This window comes from Pandoraea sp. B-6, assembly GCF_000282835.1.
Classification (GTDB): Bacteria; Pseudomonadota; Gammaproteobacteria; order Burkholderiales; family Burkholderiaceae; genus Pandoraea; species Pandoraea cepalis.
In genome coordinates, this window is the sequence record NZ_KB290508.1 from 56,808 (window position 1) to 73,523 (window position 16,716).

At 62.5% G+C, this 16,716-nt stretch carries 17 protein-coding genes; 13 read left to right on the forward strand and 4 right to left on the reverse strand.

Annotated features, from left to right (window positions below; genetic code table 11):
* From acnA to A985_RS0108855, 4 genes are all read right to left on the reverse strand, one after another.
* The coding region (acnA, locus tag A985_RS29065; protein ID WP_232424565.1) for an aconitate hydratase AcnA at positions 1–1,711 on the reverse strand (1,711 nt) is incomplete at its 3' end.
* Positions 1,712–1,921: 210 nt separating this feature from the next.
* A complete protein-coding gene (locus tag A985_RS0108845) occupies positions 1,922–2,419 on the reverse strand; it encodes a hypothetical protein (protein ID WP_017233049.1) in 498 nt (165 codons plus the stop codon).
* A gap of 43 nt (positions 2,420–2,462) precedes the next feature.
* A complete protein-coding gene (locus A985_RS0108850) occupies positions 2,463–2,645 on the reverse strand; it encodes a hypothetical protein (protein ID WP_017233050.1) in 183 nt (60 codons plus the stop codon).
* Positions 2,646–2,991: 346 nt separating this feature from the next.
* On the reverse strand, positions 2,992–3,975 hold the full coding sequence (locus tag A985_RS0108855; protein WP_026131780.1) for a malate dehydrogenase: 984 nt from the start codon (positions 3,973–3,975) through the stop codon (positions 2,992–2,994).
* A gap of 340 nt (positions 3,976–4,315) precedes the next feature.
* Between A985_RS0108855 and A985_RS0108860 the strand changes: the two genes are divergently transcribed.
* From A985_RS0108860 to A985_RS0108925, 13 genes are all read left to right on the forward strand, one after another.
* On the forward strand, positions 4,316–5,158 hold the full coding sequence (locus A985_RS0108860; protein WP_017233052.1) for a UTRA domain-containing protein: 843 nt from the start codon (positions 4,316–4,318) through the stop codon (positions 5,156–5,158).
* A 190-nt stretch (positions 5,159–5,348) separates the two neighbouring features.
* On the forward strand, positions 5,349–5,762 hold the full coding sequence (sdhC, locus tag A985_RS0108865; protein ID WP_026131781.1) for a succinate dehydrogenase, cytochrome b556 subunit: 414 nt from the start codon (positions 5,349–5,351) through the stop codon (positions 5,760–5,762).
* A gap of 1 nt (position 5,763) precedes the next feature.
* Entirely contained in the window at positions 5,764–6,129 is a 366-nt protein-coding gene (gene sdhD / locus A985_RS0108870) for a succinate dehydrogenase, hydrophobic membrane anchor protein (protein WP_017233054.1), read from the forward strand.
* 3 nt (positions 6,130–6,132) lie between these two features.
* Positions 6,133–7,908: a succinate dehydrogenase flavoprotein subunit gene (sdhA, locus tag A985_RS0108875; protein WP_017233055.1), complete on the forward strand. Its 1,776-nt coding sequence runs from the start codon at positions 6,133–6,135 to the stop codon at positions 7,906–7,908.
* 12 nt (positions 7,909–7,920) lie between these two features.
* Positions 7,921–8,625, forward strand: coding sequence for a succinate dehydrogenase iron-sulfur subunit (locus tag A985_RS0108880; protein ID WP_026131782.1), 705 nt, complete (start codon positions 7,921–7,923; stop codon positions 8,623–8,625).
* Between the two features lie 10 nt (positions 8,626–8,635).
* A complete protein-coding gene (locus A985_RS0108885; RefSeq protein WP_026131783.1) occupies positions 8,636–8,908 on the forward strand; it encodes a succinate dehydrogenase assembly factor 2 in 273 nt (90 codons plus the stop codon).
* A 29-nt stretch (positions 8,909–8,937) separates the two neighbouring features.
* The gene (gltA, locus tag A985_RS0108890; protein WP_026131784.1) at positions 8,938–10,239 is read left to right on the forward strand and encodes a citrate synthase; all 1,302 of its coding nucleotides are present in this window, start codon (positions 8,938–8,940) and stop codon (positions 10,237–10,239) included.
* Between the two features lie 281 nt (positions 10,240–10,520).
* The gene (leuC, locus tag A985_RS0108895; protein WP_017233059.1) at positions 10,521–11,930 is read left to right on the forward strand and encodes a 3-isopropylmalate dehydratase large subunit; all 1,410 of its coding nucleotides are present in this window, start codon (positions 10,521–10,523) and stop codon (positions 11,928–11,930) included.
* Positions 11,931–11,985: 55 nt separating this feature from the next.
* The gene (locus A985_RS0108900) at positions 11,986–12,114 is read left to right on the forward strand and encodes an entericidin A/B family lipoprotein (protein ID WP_017233060.1); all 129 of its coding nucleotides are present in this window, start codon (positions 11,986–11,988) and stop codon (positions 12,112–12,114) included.
* 121 nt (positions 12,115–12,235) lie between these two features.
* On the forward strand, positions 12,236–12,886 hold the full coding sequence (gene leuD / locus A985_RS0108910) for a 3-isopropylmalate dehydratase small subunit (protein WP_026131785.1): 651 nt from the start codon (positions 12,236–12,238) through the stop codon (positions 12,884–12,886).
* 24 nt (positions 12,887–12,910) lie between these two features.
* A complete protein-coding gene (leuB, locus tag A985_RS0108915) occupies positions 12,911–13,978 on the forward strand; it encodes a 3-isopropylmalate dehydrogenase (protein ID WP_017233063.1) in 1,068 nt (355 codons plus the stop codon).
* A gap of 60 nt (positions 13,979–14,038) precedes the next feature.
* On the forward strand, positions 14,039–15,169 hold the full coding sequence (gene asd / locus A985_RS0108920; RefSeq protein WP_083902239.1) for an aspartate-semialdehyde dehydrogenase: 1,131 nt from the start codon (positions 14,039–14,041) through the stop codon (positions 15,167–15,169).
* A gap of 125 nt (positions 15,170–15,294) precedes the next feature.
* The coding region (locus A985_RS0108925; protein ID WP_017233065.1) for a FimV family protein at positions 15,295–16,716 on the forward strand (1,422 nt) is incomplete at its 3' end.

Sequence of the window (16,716 nt, forward strand, 5' to 3'; positions counted from 1 at the left end):
TCATCAGGTCGCGCGTGACGTTGCCGGCGATGGCGTAGGCCACGACCAGCGGCGGCGACGCCAGGAAGTTGGCGCGGATGTTCGGGTGAATGCGCGCTTCGAAGTTACGGTTGCCCGACAGTACGGCGGCGGCAACCATGTCGTTCTTCACGATCACGTCGTTCAGCTCGGCCGTCAGATCGCCAGCATTACCGATACAGGTCGTGCAGCCGTAGGCCGTCACGCCAAAACCCAACTTCTCGAGGTACGGCAGCAGGCCGGCCGCTTCGAGGTACTCGGTCACCACGCGGCTTCCCGGGGCGAGCGACGTCTTGATGTGCGGTGCGACCTTCAGGCCGGCTTCCACCGCCTTCTTGGCCAGCAGGCCGGCCGCGAGCAGCACGCTCGGGTTCGACGTGTTCGTGCATGACGTAATCGCCGCGATCAGCACGTCGCCGTTGTTCACGTCGATGCCGCCAGCGGTCTTGTAAGTTGTGTCGAACTGCGCTTCGGTCTTGTTGAAACCGTTCTCGGCGACAGGCTTCGTGAACAGGTCCTTGAACGTCGACTTCACGTTGCCGATTTCGATGCGGTCCTGCGGACGCTTCGGACCCGCCAGCGACGGTGCCACCGTGCCCAGATCCAGCGACAGCGTCTTCGTGTAGTCGATGTCGTTCTTCTTCGGAACGCCGAACAGCTTCTGGGCCTTGAAGTACGATTCGAAGGCGTCGATTTCCGACTTCGTGCGACCCGTGCCCTTGAAGTAATCGATCGTCTTTTCGTCGACCGGGAAGAAGCCCATCGTGGCGCCATATTCCGGTGCCATATTGGCGATGGTGGCGCGGTCCGGCAGCGCCAGGCTCGTCGTGCCTTCGCCGAAGAATTCGACGAACTTGCCGACGACCTTCTCGCGGCGCAGCATTTCCGTGATCGTCAGCACCAGATCGGTGGCGGTCACGCCTTCGCGCAGACGGCCCGTCAGCTCCACACCGACAACGTCAGGCGTGAGGAAGTACACCGGTTGACCCAGCATGCCGGCTTCGGCTTCGATGCCGCCCACGCCCCAGCCCACCACGCCGATACCGTTGATCATGGTCGTGTGGCTGTCGGTACCGACCAGGGTGTCCGGGTAGAACACGTGGTCCTTCTTGTGCACGCCACGAGCGAGGTATTCCAGGTTCACCTGGTGCACGATGCCATAGCCCGGTTGCACGACGCCGAATGTGTCGAACGCCTGCATCCCCCACTTCATGAACTGATAGCGTTCGTTGTTGCGCTGGAATTCCAGCTTCATGTTCAGGTCGAGCGCCTTCTTCTCGCGGAAGTGATCGATCGTGACCGAGTGGTCAACCACCAGATCCACCGGCACGAGCGGCTCGATGCGCTTCGGGTTCTTGCCCTGGCGCTCGGCAACGTTACGCATCGCGGCCAGGTCGGCCAGCAGCGGTACGCCCGTGAAATCCTGCAGCACAACGCGTGCCACGACGAACGGGATTTCATCGACGCGCTCGGCATTCGGCTTCCAGTTGGCCAGTTGCTGGACGTGCGCCTCGGTGACCTTCTTGCCGTCGCAGTTGCGCAGCACCGACTCGAGCACGATGCGGATCGACACCGGCAGGCGTTCGACGTTCACACCCAGGGCTTTACCCAGTTGGGGCAGCGAGTAGAACTTGCCTTTCTTGTCGCCGCCGAGCTTGAACTCTTTAAGCGTTTTGTGGAGGTTGTGGGCCATGATCTTTCCTTGAGTGATACAGAAAAACGAAGCGGTGGTAATGCCATTCGATGAAACCCGGCATCGCAGGGGCGCCGGCGTGGGCGCCCGTGTCGATGCCGGTACGGCGAGCGACCGGCGTAACCGGTACGCCGCGGACTGCATGTCATGCCGAGGCGGAAACAGGAAAGCGGCCGGCGCCTCGAGCGATCGATGTCAACCGAGCGTGGCTCAGTTGGTCACATTGATCAGTTGAACCGATTGCGTCGGGGCGAGCTTGTCGTGCTCCGCCATTTCGCGCGTCAAACACTCGTCGGCCAGTCGGCTGCCGCCATCACGGTGCGTGAACAGCATGGCCTTGGCCGGAATCACCACCAGATCCAAACCGCTGGCAGCGTCGTAGAAACGGTCTGCGCCGGTCGTCGTCTGCTGACGCGGCAGCTTGTAGTTGCGACCTTCCCAGAACATGGTGAGCACCTGGTCGCGCTTCATGTCGCCCTTGATAAAGAGCTTCTCGTTTTCCTTGCAGCTCCACAGTTCCGAACCGTCCACCGGTTGCACCGGCGCAGCGGCAACGGTCGCCTTCTTCTTGGCCGGCGCGTGCTTGAGCTTCTTCTTCGGTGCGGCCTTCTTGGCCGTCGTCTTGCTGGCCGGTTCAGTGGCAAACGCGGCGGGCACGATGGCGGCAGAGCAAAGGGCGACCAACACGGTCAGGCAAAGCTTCTTCATGGTGAATCTCCAAACAATAGGTAAGGTGCGACAAAAACGCAGATTATCGTACGAAGTTTGCGTTGGTCGGCGTCACCATACAAATTTTTTCAATTCCTTCCTGCCACGCGCCATCGGCGTCGGCGGTACGGACCGGCGTCGTTGAACGGGGTGTTGCAGTGCGGAATTCGAGAGGGCGCGGGGCCGGACGGCGCTCGCGCGTGAAGCCGTTGTCGAGCGAGGACATGACGGGTGTCGGGCGGGATGCTTGGCGAAGCCAACGCCGGGAATCATGCGGCGCGCTCGCTGCGGGCATTGCGCGCTCACCGGTCGTCCGGTGTGGCGCGCGGGGTGCGGCAGTCAGGCGTGGCATTGGCTTGGCCAAGAAATCGCTCGGTGTTGCGTGACGTCGTGCCGGGGTCATAGCGCGATAGATGGCGCGGACCGTTGCGCAAAATGTCGTCACTGGGCTGCGGACGTTAAAGCCGTTCCGTCGATCGCGGGAGTTGCGCCGGCAGTGGGGGTAAGCCGCCGGCGCAGTTTCGGCCCCCGACGACGCTTATGACGGCGTCCGGGGTCGAGTCCCTGGGGGATTAGCCCAGCAGATGTGCCACGCCAGCGCGCTCTTCTTCGAGTTCGTTGAGCGTGAAGTTCATCTTTTCGCGCGAATAGGCGTCGATCTCGAGGCCTTCCACGCGCTTGTACTTGCCGTTTTCGCAGATCACCGGCACGCCGTAGATCACGTCTTGCGGAATGCCGTACGAGCCGTCCGACGGGATACCCATCGTGACCCACTTGCCGTTCGAGCCCAGCACCCAGTCATGGATGTGGTCGATGGCCGCGTTGGCTGCCGAAGCGGCCGACGACAGGCCACGGGCTTCGATGATGGCGGCGCCGCGCTTGCCGACCGTGGGCAGGAACACGTCGTTGTTCCACACGTCGTCGTTGATCATCGACTTGACGCTCTGGCCGTCGATCGTGGCGAAGCGGTAGTCGGCGTACATCGTCGGCGAGTGGTTGCCCCACACGGCCAGCTTCTCGATGCTCGCGACCGGCTTGCCGGTCTTGGCGGCGAGTTGCGAGAGGGCGCGATTGTGGTCCAGGCGCAGCATCGCGGTGAAGTTTTCCTTCGGCAGGTTCGGTGCCGACTTCATGGCGATATAGGCGTTGGTGTTGGCCGGGTTGCCAACGACCAGCACCTTGACGTCACGCTTGGCGACTTCATCCAGGGCCTTGCCCTGCACCGTGAAGATTGCGCCGTTGGCTTCGAGCAGATCCTTGCGCTCCATGCCCTTCGAGCGCGGACGAGCACCCACCAGCAGGGCGACGTCGGCATCCTTGAAGGCGACCTTGGGGTCGTCGGTCACAACCACTCCGGCGAGCAGCGGGAATGCGCAGTCTTCCAGCTCCATCACAACGCCCTTGACGGCGGCTTGAGCTTGGGGGAGGTCGAGCAGTTGCAGGATGACGGGCTGATCCTTGCCGAGCATGTCGCCATTGGCGATGCGGAACAGCAGGGAGTAGCCGATTTGGCCAGCGGCGCCGGTGACGGCGACACGCATTGCGGGTTTTGCCATGAGAATCTCTCCAGACGTGTACAAATTCCTGCGAAGCTCGGAGTAAGCTCGCCGTCCGGGTGGCATTTTCGCCAGGCTGACAGCGCCGCGTCACACAAAGCCCCTAAAATTCCTTGACCTACGGAAGCTTGCGGGCTGCGGGGTCGACTGCCGTGAATAAGTGCGAAGCGACGAACTCTCTTATAAGATAGCTGTGCTGCGTCTGCAGGCCCCTGTTAGCCCGCGCCAGTGTAGGAGTCACCACAACGAATGTCAACTGTATCTTATGTCTTATATAAGACATAGGATTATTGCTGTTATTCGATAGACGAAGGTCTTGATTTGTGGTCAAATCGCCGCCATGAATGCGAATGTTCGCGACACATCCAACCCCACGACGCCTGTCGATGCTCCGCAGCGACCGGACAGCGCGCGTGACGCCGCACCGGCCTCCCAGGCCCCGCAGAGTGCGGCTTCGGCAGGGGCGTCGCCGACCTTCAGCCCGCTGTACCAGCAGATCAAGGGGCTCATTACCCAGGGTCTGCAAGCCGGCGAATGGAAGCCCGGCGAAATCATTCCCAGCGAAGTCGAGCTGGCCGCCCGTTTCAAGGTGAGCCAGGGAACGGTGCGCAAAGCCATCGACGAGCTGGCTGCAGAAAACCTGCTTGTGCGCCGTCAGGGGCGCGGCACGTTCGTCGCGACCCATCACGAGGACCGGGTGCAGTTCCGGTTTCTGCGACTCGCGCCCGATTCGGGCGAACCCCATCACCCGCCCAGCCGCCTGATCGAGTGCCGCCGTATGCGTGCACCGGCGGAAATCGCGCGCCAGCTCGATTTGCGCGCAGGCGATGGCGTCATTCTGATCCGCCGCATGATGGATTTCTCGGACCGTCCCACGGTGCTCGACGAAATCTGGTTGCCGGGCGCACTTTTCCGCGGCTTGACGGCGGAAAGGCTGAATGAATACAAGGGGCCGATGTACGGCCTGTTCGAAGATGAATTCGGCACACGCATGATTCGCGCCGTGGAAAAAGTTCGCGCCGTGGCCGCGGACGACATGACCGCCGATCTGCTCAAGGTGCCGAAGGGGTTCCCGCTGTTGAGCGTCGAGCGCGTTTCCTACACTTATGGGGACAAGCCGGTGGAAGTGCGCCGGGGCTGGTACGTGACGACGGAACATCATTACCAGAACGAATTGAGTTGACGCATTGAGAGGGTGATGACTTCCCAGGGGCGAGCCGGCGTCGTGGCCGGTGAGTGCCTGAAAGTCGAGCATGAGAGGCGGCGGAGTGCGTGCTGCCGGCAGGAATTTCCGGAGCATTGGAACCGGTATGGTGCAACGCACTAGAATCGGCGCTAAAATCTGGGGCTGATGTAACTACATGGGGTCTAGCATGGCTGAAGTGGTAAAAAAAGAGCGGCCAGTCTACAGGAATATCGGTATTGGACAGATTGTCTCGTACCGTCTCCCGCTGGCTGGGATCGTGTCCATTCTGCACCGTATTAGCGGTGTGATCTTGTTCCTTCTGTTGCCGTTCGCGCTTTATTTGTTCGAACAGAGCCTCACGTCGGAACTCAGCTTCGACGTTCTGCGAAGCATCGCCTCCAACTGGTTTGTCAAACTTGTCATCCTGGCACTGTCGTGGGGCTTCCTGCAGCACTTCTGCGCCGGCGTGCGCCATCTGCGCATGGACTTCAATCACGACGCCGTGAGCAAGGAAGGCGGCAAGAATTCGGCCGTGGTCGTGCTGGTCGTGTCGCTGGTGCTGACGCTGGCCGTCGCCCTCAAGCTGTTCGGAGCGTTCTAAGATGGCACAGAACAATATCGGTTCGAAGCGTCTGGTCGTCGGCGCCCACTACGGCCTGCGCGACTGGATGGCGCAGCGTCTGACCGCGGTCATCATGGCCGTGTACACCGTGATCCTGCTGGTGTGGTTCTTCACCGCCAAGGATTTCTCCTACGAAGGCTGGGCAAGCATCTTCTCGCATCAGTGGATGAAGCTGGCGACGTTCGTCACGCTGCTCGCGGTGTTCTATCACGCGTGGGTCGGTGTGCGCGACATCTGGATGGACTACGTCAAGCCGGTCGGTGTGCGACTGGCGCTGTACACGTTGACGATCGTCTGGCTGCTGGCGTGTGCTGGCTATGCCGCGCAGATTCTGTGGAGAGTGTAAAGAATGGCTGCAATTAAAAATTCGCTGCCGCGCCGCCGCTTTGACGTTGTCATCGTGGGCGCAGGTGGTTCGGGCATGCGCGCGTCGCTGCAACTGGCCAAGGCCGGTCTGTCGGTCGCCGTGCTGTCCAAGGTGTTCCCCACCCGTTCGCATACCGTGGCCGCTCAGGGCGGCATTGGCGCCTCGCTCGGCAACATGAGCGAAGATAACTGGCACTACCACTTCTACGACACCATCAAGGGCTCCGACTGGCTCGGCGACCAGGATGCGATCGAGTTCATGTGCCGTCAGGCGCCGAACGCCGTCTACGAATTGGAACACTTCGGCATGCCGTTCGACCGTAACGCGGACGGCACGATCTACCAGCGCCCGTTCGGCGGTCACACGGCCAATTACGGCGAGAAGCCGGTCCAGCGCGCTTGCGCGGCCGCCGACCGTACCGGTCACGCGCTGCTGCACACGCTGTATCAACAGAACGTGGCCGCCAAGACGCACTTCTTCGTGGAGTGGATGGCGCTCGACCTGATTCGCAACGAAGACGGCGACGTGCTCGGTGTGTCGGCGCTCGAACTCGAAACCGGCGAAGTCTACCTGCTCGAAGCCAAGTGCACGCTGTTCGCGACCGGCGGTGCCGGCCGTGTGTACGCCGCCTCGACCAACGCGTTCATCAACACCGGTGATGGTCTTGGCATGGCCGCGCGTGCGGGCATTCCGCTCGAAGACATGGAATTCTGGCAATTCCACCCGACTGGCGTGGCCGGTGCGGGCGTGCTGATTACCGAAGGCGTGCGCGGTGAGGGCGGTATTCTGCGCAACTCGAACGGCGAGCGCTTCATGGAGCGCTATGCCCCGACGCTGAAGGATCTGGCGCCGCGTGACTTCGTGTCGCGCTCGATGGACCAGGAAATCAAGGAAGGCCGTGGCTGCGGCCCGAACGGCGACTACGTGCTGCTCGACCTCTCGCACATCGGTGCCGAGACGATCATGAAGCGCCTGCCGTCGATTCGCGAAATCGCCCTGAAGTTCGCTAACGTCGACGCGATCAAGGAACCGATCCCCGTCGTGCCGACCATCCACTACCAGATGGGTGGCATTCCGACGAACTACAACGGCCAGGTTGTCGTGCAGCAGAACGGCGAATCGACCCCGGTCAACGGCTTCTACGCCGTGGGCGAGTGCTCCTGCGTGTCTGTCCACGGTGCCAACCGTCTGGGCACGAACTCGCTGCTCGACCTCGTGGTGTTCGGCCGCGCGGCCGGTAACCACATCGTCGACTTCGTGAAGAACCACGGCGAGCACAAGCCGCTGCCCGCCGATGCCGGCGACAACGCCATGGCGCGTCTGGGCCGTCTGGAAGCCTCCAGCACGGGCGAGTACGCACAGGACATCGCCAACGACATCCGCGCGACGATGCAGAAGCACGCCGGCGTGTTCCGTACGTCCGACCTGCTCAAGGAAGGCGTGGACGAGATCAAGCAAGTGGCCGAGCGCGTGTCGCACGTTCACCTGAAGGACAAGTCGAAGGTGTTCAACACGGCGCGCATGGAAGCGCTGGAAGTGGACAACCTGATCGAAGTGGCCAAGGCCACCATGATCGCAGCCGAAGCCCGCAAGGAAAGCCGTGGCGCGCACGCGCACAGCGATTATCCGGAGCGTGACGACGCCAACTGGATGCGCCACTCGCTGTTCTTCAGCGAAGGCAACCGTCTGGATTACAAGCCGGTGCAGTTGAAGCCGCTGACCGTCGACTCGGTTCCGCCCAAGGCGCGGACGTTCTAAGGGATTCGCAAGATCATGAAACGTATTTTTGAAGTCTACCGCTACGATCCGGACAAGGATGCCGCACCGTACATGCAGACCTACGAGGTCGAACTCGACGGTCATGAGCGCATGCTGCTCGACGCCCTGGTCAAGCTCAAGAAGCTCGATGAAGGCATCGCGTTCCGCCGCTCGTGCCGCGAAGGCGTGTGCGGTTCGGATGCGATGAACATCAACGGCAAGAACGGTCTGGCCTGCCTGACCAACATGAACGATCTGCCGAACAAGATCGTGCTGAAGCCGCTGCCGGGGCTGCCCGTCATTCGCGATCTGATCGTCGACATGACGCACTTCTTCAACCAGTACCACTCGATCAAGCCGTACCTGATCAACCCTGAGCCGGCACCGGAGAAAGAGCGTCTGCAGTCGCCCGAACAGCGCGATGAGCTCGATGGTCTGTACGAATGCATTCTGTGCGCGTCGTGCTCCACGTCGTGCCCGAGCTTCTGGTGGAACCCGGACAAGTTCGTCGGTCCGGCCGGTCTTCTGCAGGCGTACCGCTTTATTGCGGATAGCCGCGACACGGCCACCGGCGAGCGTCTGGACAACCTGGAAGATCCGTACCGCCTGTTCCGCTGCCACACGATCATGAACTGCGTGGATGTGTGCCCGAAGGGTTTGAACCCGACGAAGGCCATCGGCAAGATCAAGGAGCTGATGGTGCGTCGCGCCGTCTGACCTAGTGATCATGCCGGATATCAATCACCAGTCCGATCCGGTCAAACGTGCCCGCCTGCGTTGGCGGGCACGCCGCGGTTTGCTGGAAAACGACCTCATTCTCGAACGCTTCTTCGCGAAGTACGAAGCCTCGATGACCGACGAGGATGTGGGCGCCCTCACCAGGTTGCTCGATTTGAGCGACAACGATTTGATGGATCTGCTGCTAGCGCGTAAAGAGCCCGACGCGGATCTGGACGGGCCGGACGTGCAGCGCCTGCTGGCGCTTTTGCGTGCCGTGTAGGGGTTTAAGTATTTTTTTGAGGAAGCGATATGACTCCGTCTGATGTTAAAGCCACCCTATCTTTCTCTGACGGTTCGCCCAGCGTCGAACTGCCGATCTATCAGGGAACGATGGGCCCGGATGTAATCGATATCCGCAAGCTGTACGGCCAGACCGGCAAGTTTACGTATGACCCGGGCTTCATGTCGACGGCGTCGTGCAATTCCGCCATCACGTACATCGATGGCGACAAGGGCGAGCTGCTGTATCGCGGCTACCCGATCGAGCAGTTGGCCACCCACTGCGACTTCCTCGAGACCTCCTATCTGCTGCTCAAGGGCGAACTGCCGAACGCCCAGCAGAAGGACGAATTCGTCAAGACCGTGACCCGTCACACGATGGTGCACGAGCAGATGAACTTCTTCTTCCGCGGTTTCCGTCGTGACGCGCACCCGATGGCTGTGCTGACCGGTTCGGTCGGCGCCTTGTCGGCGTTCTATCACGACTCGCTGGACATCAACAATCCGACGCACCGCGAAGTTTCGGCCATCCGCCTGATGGCCAAGCTGCCGACGCTCGTCGCGATGGCGTACAAGTACAGCATCGGCCAGCCGTTCGTGTATCCGCGCAACGACTTGTCGTACAGTGCGAACTTCATGCGCATGATGTTCGCGAACCCGTGCGAAGAGTACGAGGTCAACGACGTGCTGGTGCGCGCCCTCGACCGCATCCTGATCCTGCACGCCGATCACGAGCAGAACGCCTCCACGTCGACCGTGCGTCTGGCCGGTTCGTCGGGTGCCAACCCGTTCGCCTGTATCGCTGCCGGTATCGCGTGTCTGTGGGGCCCGGCGCACGGCGGTGCGAACGAAGCCGCGCTGAACATGCTCGAGCAGATCGGTTCGCCGGACAAGATCCCCGAATTCATCAAGCAGGTGAAGGACAAGAACTCGGGCGTGAAGCTCATGGGCTTCGGTCACCGCGTGTACAAGAACTACGACCCGCGCGCCAAGCTCATGCGCGAGACGTGCTACGAAGTGCTCAACGAACTGGGCCTGCACGACGACCCGCTGTTCAAGCTGGCCATGCAGCTCGAGAAAATCGCCCTGGAAGACGAATACTTCGTGTCGCGCAAGCTGTATCCGAACGTCGACTTCTATTCGGGTATCGTTCAGCGCGCGCTGGGCATCCCGACGTCGATGTTCACCTGCATCTTCGCACTGGCCCGTACCGTGGGCTGGATCGCGCAGTGGAACGAAATGATCGGTGAGCCGGACCAGAAGATTGGTCGTCCGCGTCAGCTGTTCATCGGCCACACGCCGCGCGAAGTCGCGACCATCGACAAGCGCTAAGCCTGTCGGAGGCGTTCGGCACTGCGCCTCCTTGCCGTGCCGGCACCGCAACCTTGCCGAAACGGCAAGGCGGTGCGGCGCCGCAACGAGCCCTCGTTGCGCTATATTCGAAGCCACGGCACAAGCTGCCGTGATTCGCACAAATCCCCGGTTGATCGTGCGTTTACCGCCCGGTTTCCCGGGGATTTCGTATTCCGCCGGCGCGAAAGCGCTATGGCATAATCAAAAGTTCACGGAACGACGTTTGTTCCTACAACGATATTTAGCCCCGCGTTTTTATCATGGCCAAGACGCTGTATGACAAATTGTGGGATGCACATGTCGTGCATACCGAGGACGATGGCACTACGTTGCTCTACATCGACCGTCATCTGTTGCACGAGGTGACCAGTCCGCAGGCGTTTGAGGGGCTAAAACTCGCGCAGCGTCCGGTCTGGCGACTGTCTGCCAACCTCGCGGTGTCGGATCACAATGTGCCGACCACCGACCGCACGCAAGGTATCGCCGATCCGATTTCGCGTCTGCAGGTCGATACGCTCGACAACAACTGCGACAGCTTCGGCATCACCCAATTCAAGATGAACGACCTGCGTCAGGGCATCGTGCACGTGATCGGCCCGGAGCAGGGCGCCACGCTGCCCGGCATGACGGTGGTCTGCGGCGATTCGCACACGTCCACGCACGGCGCGTTCGGTGCACTGGCGTTCGGCATCGGCACGGCTGAAGTCGAGCACACGCTCGCCACGCAGACGCTCCTCATGAAGAAGAGCAAGAACATGCTCGTGAAGGTCGAAGGCACGCTGCCGCGCGGTTGTTCCGCCAAGGACATCGTGCTGGCCGTCATCGGCAAGATCGGCACGGCCGGCGGCACGGGCTACACGATCGAATTCGCCGGCTCGGCGATCCGCTCGCTCACGATGGAAGGCCGGATGACCGTGTGCAACATGGCCATCGAGGCCGGTGCGCGTGCCGGTCTGGTGGCGGTGGACGACACGACGATCCAGTACGTGAAGGGCCGTCCGTTCGCACCCTCGGGCGTGGAATTCCAGCAGGCCGAAGCCTACTGGCGTACGTTCCACACCGATCCGGGCGCCGCGTTCGACCACGTGGTCGAGATCGACGCGAACACGTTGCGCCCGCAAGTGAGCTGGGGCACGTCGCCGGAGATGGTCGTGAGTATCGAAGACCGTGTGCCGGATCCCGAGAAGGAAAAAGACCCGGTCAAGCGCAGTGCCATGGAGCGCGCGCTCGAATACATGGCGCTGACGCCGAACACGCCGATGGCCAGTGTCAACGTCGACAAGGTGTTCATTGGCTCGTGCACCAACTCGCGTATCGAAGATATCCGCGCGGCGGCATACGTTGTGAAGACGCTCGGTCGCCGTGTGGCGCCGAACGTGCGGCTGGCGATGGTCGTGCCCGGGTCGGGGCTGGTGAAGCATCAGGCCGAGCAGGAAGGGCTGGATCAGGTCTTCAAGGCCGCCGGCTTTGAATGGCGCGAGCCGGGCTGCTCGATGTGTCTGGCGATGAATGCCGACCGTCTGGAGCCGGGCGAGCGTTGCGCCTCGACCTCGAATCGTAACTTCGAAGGCCGTCAGGGCGCGGGCGGGCGTACGCACCTCGTGAGTCCTGCGATGGCCGCGGCCGCCGCCATCGAAGGCCATTTCGTCGACGTGCGTCGTCTGGTCTGACGCGCTCGCATCGATATAACCGTCGTTTGACATCGTCTTTGACAGAGAAAAAACCATGAAGAAACTGTGGATGCTGATCGGTGCGATGCTGGTGCTGGGCGTGGCAGGCTGCAACACGATGGCGGGCCTCGGCAAGGATACGCAAGCCGCTGGCTCGGCCCTCGAGAACGCCGCGAAGAAGTGATGCGACGGTGCGTATCGCGCGGGCAATCGCCGCGCGTGCGCACCTACGAAATTTCCGGTTTTGACGGCCAGGGCTCTCCGGGCGCGGCCGCAGCCGAACTGTTTTGATCAGGTGGTTCGTGATGGAAAAATTTACCGTCCATACGGGGTTGGTGGCGCCGCTGGATCGCGAAAACGTCGATACCGACGCGATCATCCCCAAGCAATTCCTGAAGTCGATCAAGCGCACGGGCTTTGGTCCGAACCTGTTCGACGAGTGGCGTTATCTCGATGTCGGCCAGCCGGGCCAGGATTGCAGCGCGCGTCCGCTCAACCCGAACTTCGTGCTCAATCAGCCGCGTTATCAGGGCGCCACGGTGCTGCTCGCACGCAAGAACTTCGGCTGCGGCAGCTCGCGTGAGCACGCCCCGTGGGCGTTGCAGCAATTCGGCTTCCGCGCGGTCATCGCGCCGAGCTTCGCCGACATCTTCTTCAACAACTGCTACAAGAACGGGCTGTTGCCGATCGCGTTGTCGGAGATGCAGGTCGATCACCTGTTCAACGAGACCGCCGCGTTCAACGGCTTTCAGGTGACCATCGATCTGGACAAGCAAGCGGTGATGACGCCCGACGGTCGCGCTTACGAGTTCGACATCGCGCCGTTCCGCAAGTACTGCATGTTGAACGGTTTCGACGACATTGGCCTGACGCTGCGTCACGCCGACAAGATTCGCGCCTACGAGGCCGAGCGGCTCGCCAAGCAGCCGTGGCTCGCAACGCGCCTGCCGGGCTGAGGCCCGCGCACACAAGGAGATCGCATGAAAATTGCAGTGTTGCCGGGTGACGGCATTGGTCCGGAAATCGTGACGGAAGCCGTCAATGTGCTGAACGCACTTGGCGAGACGTTTGAACTGGAAGAAGCGCCCGTGGGCGGCGCCGGCTATGAGGCGGCGGGTCATCCGCTGCCGGACGCCACGCTCAAGCTCGCCAAGGAAGCGGATGCCATTCTGTTCGGCGCCGTGGGCGACTGGAAATACGATTCGCTCGAGCGCGCACTGCGTCCCGAGCAGGCGATTCTGGGGCTGCGCAAGCATCTGCAGCTGTTCGCCAACTTCCGTCCGGCCATCCTGTACAAGGAACTGGCCGATGCATCGAGCCTGAAGCCGGAAATCGTGGCAGGGCTCGATATCCTGATCATTCGTGAGCTGAACGGCGACATCTACTTCGGCCAGCCGAAGGGCTTCCGCCAGTCGCCCGATGGCGCTTTCGAAGGCGCGCGCGAAGGTTTTGATACCATGCGGTATAGCGTGCCGGAAGTGGAGCGCATCGCGCACGTCGCATTTCAGGCCGCAGCCAAGCGCGACAAGCGCTTGTGTTCGGTGGACAAGGCCAATGTGCTCGAGACGTCGCAACTGTGGCGCGACACCATGATCGAGGTCGCCAAGCAGTATCCGGAGGTCGAACTCTCGCACATGTACGTCGACAACGCCGCGATGCAACTGGTCAAGGCGCCGAAGAACTTCGACGTGGTGGTGACCGGCAACATGTTCGGCGATATTCTGTCGGATGAGGCCGCGATGCTCACGGGGTCGATCGGCATGCTGCCGTCGGCGTCGCTGGATGCGAATAACAAGGGGCTGTACGAGCCGTCGCACGGTTCGGCGCCCGATATCGCCGGCAAGGGTGTCGCCAATCCGTTGGCCACGATCCTGTCGGCGGCCATGATGCTGCGTTACACGCTGGGCCGTGCGGAACAGGCCGATCGCGTGGAGAATGCGGTGAAGAAGGTGCTGGCGCAAGGTCTGCGCACGCCCGACATCTGGCAGGAAGGCGCGACCAAGGTCGGTACGCGCGAGATGGGCGCGGCAGTGGTTGCCGCGCTATAACGTTGACGGGGCGTCGAGAGACGCCCCTCGGCGCAATTGCAACGATAAGAGAGTGGATAAATGAAAACCGTAGGTCTGGTAGGTTGGCGGGGCATGGTCGGTTCGGTTCTGATGCAGCGCATGCAGCAGGAGAACGACTTCGCCTTGATCGAGCCGGTGTTTTTCAGCACCAGCAACGCGGGCGGAAAAGCCCCGTCGATGGCGAAGAACGAGACTTCGCTGAAAGACGCCAATGATGTCAACGAGCTGAAAAAGTGCGACATCATCATTACCTGCCAGGGCGGTGATTACACGACCGAGATCTTCCCGAAGCTGCGCGCGGCGGGCTGGAGCGGCTATTGGATCGACGCGGCCTCGACGCTGCGCATGAAGGACGATGCGATCATCGTGCTCGATCCGGTCAACCTCGACGTGATCAAGCACTCGCTCAGCAAGGGCACCAAGAACTTCGTCGGCGGCAACTGCACGGTGAGCTGCATGCTGATGGGGCTGGGCGGTCTGTTCCAGCACGGTCTGGTCGACTGGCTCACGTCGATGACGTATCAGGCGGCATCGGGCGGCGGCGCGCAGCACATGCGCGAGCTGCTCACGCAGTTCGGTAGCATCAACGCCGAAGTCAAGGCGCTGCTGGACGATCCGCACTCGGCCATTCTCGAGATCGACCGCAAGGTCCTCGCGAAGCAACACGCGCTCACGGCCGACGAGACCAAGCAATTCGGCGTGCCGCTGGGCGGCAACCTGATTCCCTGGATCGACAAGGATCTGGGCAACGGTCAGTCGAAGGAAGAATGGAAGGGCGGCGCCGAGACCAACAAGATCCTGGGGCTGGGCGACGGTTTCCCGAACACCCGCGCCATTCCGGTGGACGGTCTGTGTGTGCGCATCGGTGCGATGCGTTGCCACAGCCAGGCGCTGACCATCAAGTTGACCAAGGATGTGCCGTTAGACGAACTGACGGACATCATCGGCCAGGCCAATGACTGGGTGAAGGTGGTGCCGAATACGCGTGAAGCGTCGATGACCGATTTGACGCCTGCGGCGGTGACCGGCACGATGACGATTCCGGTCGGTCGCCTGCGCAAGATGTCGATGGGGCCGGAGTACCTGTCGGCATTCACGGTCGGCGATCAACTGTTGTGGGGCGCGGCGGAACCGCTGCGCCGCATGCTGCGAATCCTGCTCGACGCTTGAGCGTCGCAGCGCATCGGTAAGGCGTGAAGAACGGCGGCCCGCGAGGCCGCCGTCCGCGCTTTGGGAGGCACCCCTTGTAGCCGGGGCGGCCAGTGACAAACGACTGACAGGCCTGACAAGACACAGTGCGGAAATACTCGATCGGCAAGCGTGCAAACTCGTCCCGTAATTCGTTCCGCCTGAGCGCGGCAGCGGCCGTCTTGTGGAGCCTCGGGCTGCTCAACGCCGGTGCGGCGGAGTTCGGCCCGCAGCAGGTGCGCTCGGGCCCGGGCCAGCCATTGCGTGCTGTCATCGTGCTGGGCAACGTGTCGCAGGCGGAAGCCGACGGATTGTCGGTGAAGCTCGCGCCGCGCGACGCCTTCAAGCAGGCCGGTCTGCGCTACGACCCCACGCTCGAGAAGCTTTCCGTGTCGGTCTCGCCGACGGCCGGACGCGCGCCCGGTTACAGCGGCACGTATCTCGTGCATGTCGATTCGGCCGAGCCGGTCAGCACGTCGTTCCTCGACCTGTTGCTGGTGCTCGAGTGGCGCACCGGCCGTCAGTCCAATGCCGTGACGCTGTCCGCCATCCCGGAAGCGAGCGCGGCCCAGGCCCAGGCCGTCGTGCCCGCAGCGGCGGCGAGTCAGACCCCGCCCGCGGCGTCGCCCCCGTCCCCCTTGTCCACCTCCGCGTCCGCGACATCTGCCCAGCCGGGCAAGGCGTCTACCGTCGGCGTTGGGGGTGAGCGCAAGGTGGGGCATGGCGAATCGCTGTCGTCGATTGCCCGTGAATTCACGGGCGGCGAAGGCGGGGTGACGCTGGCGCAAATGATGAGCGCGCTGTTCGAGGCAAACCGCTCGGCGTTCATCGGCGACGATCCGAATCGGCTGCGTCAGGGGGCGACGCTCACGCGTCCGTCCGACGCACAGGTGCAAGGTATTCCTCCCGCGCAAGCACGCAAGTTCGTGTCGGCTGCACGGGAACAGTTCGACGCGTATCGCGCGCGGCTGGCCGAATCGACGGCGCAGCAGGCAGCACCGGCCGGTGGCCGCAGTGCACAGGGCGCGATCGAAGCGGGCAAGGCACCGGAAGCTGCCACGCCCGCGACACGCGATGAATTGAAGCTGTCGCGACCCGGTAAGGGAGGGGCGGGCGGCACGGCCGGTCGAACCGGCGGCAGCGAAGAAGCACAAATCGCCCAGGGCAAGGCGCAGGCGGAGGCTCAGGGCAGGGTGAACGAGTTGCAGAAGAACGTTGCAGATCTCCAGAAGTTGTTGGCGATGAAGAATCAGGCCGTCGCCAACCTGGAGCAGCAGGCCGCCACCGCTTCCGGGGCGACTGCGCAGGAAAAGACGGCGAAACCGGCCGCCAGCACGACGACGGCCGCGGCGGCAGCGGCCAAGACGGCACCGAATACCGCCAACGGCAATGGCACGAACGAAACCGACGCCGCTGCGCGCGCTGACAGTGCGGCTGCGAAGGGCGTCGCTTCTGAGGCTGCCGTGGCCGAGGCCGCGGTGGCTGCCTCCGCCGCATCGGCGGGCACGGCGGCATCGGAGGCGGCGGCT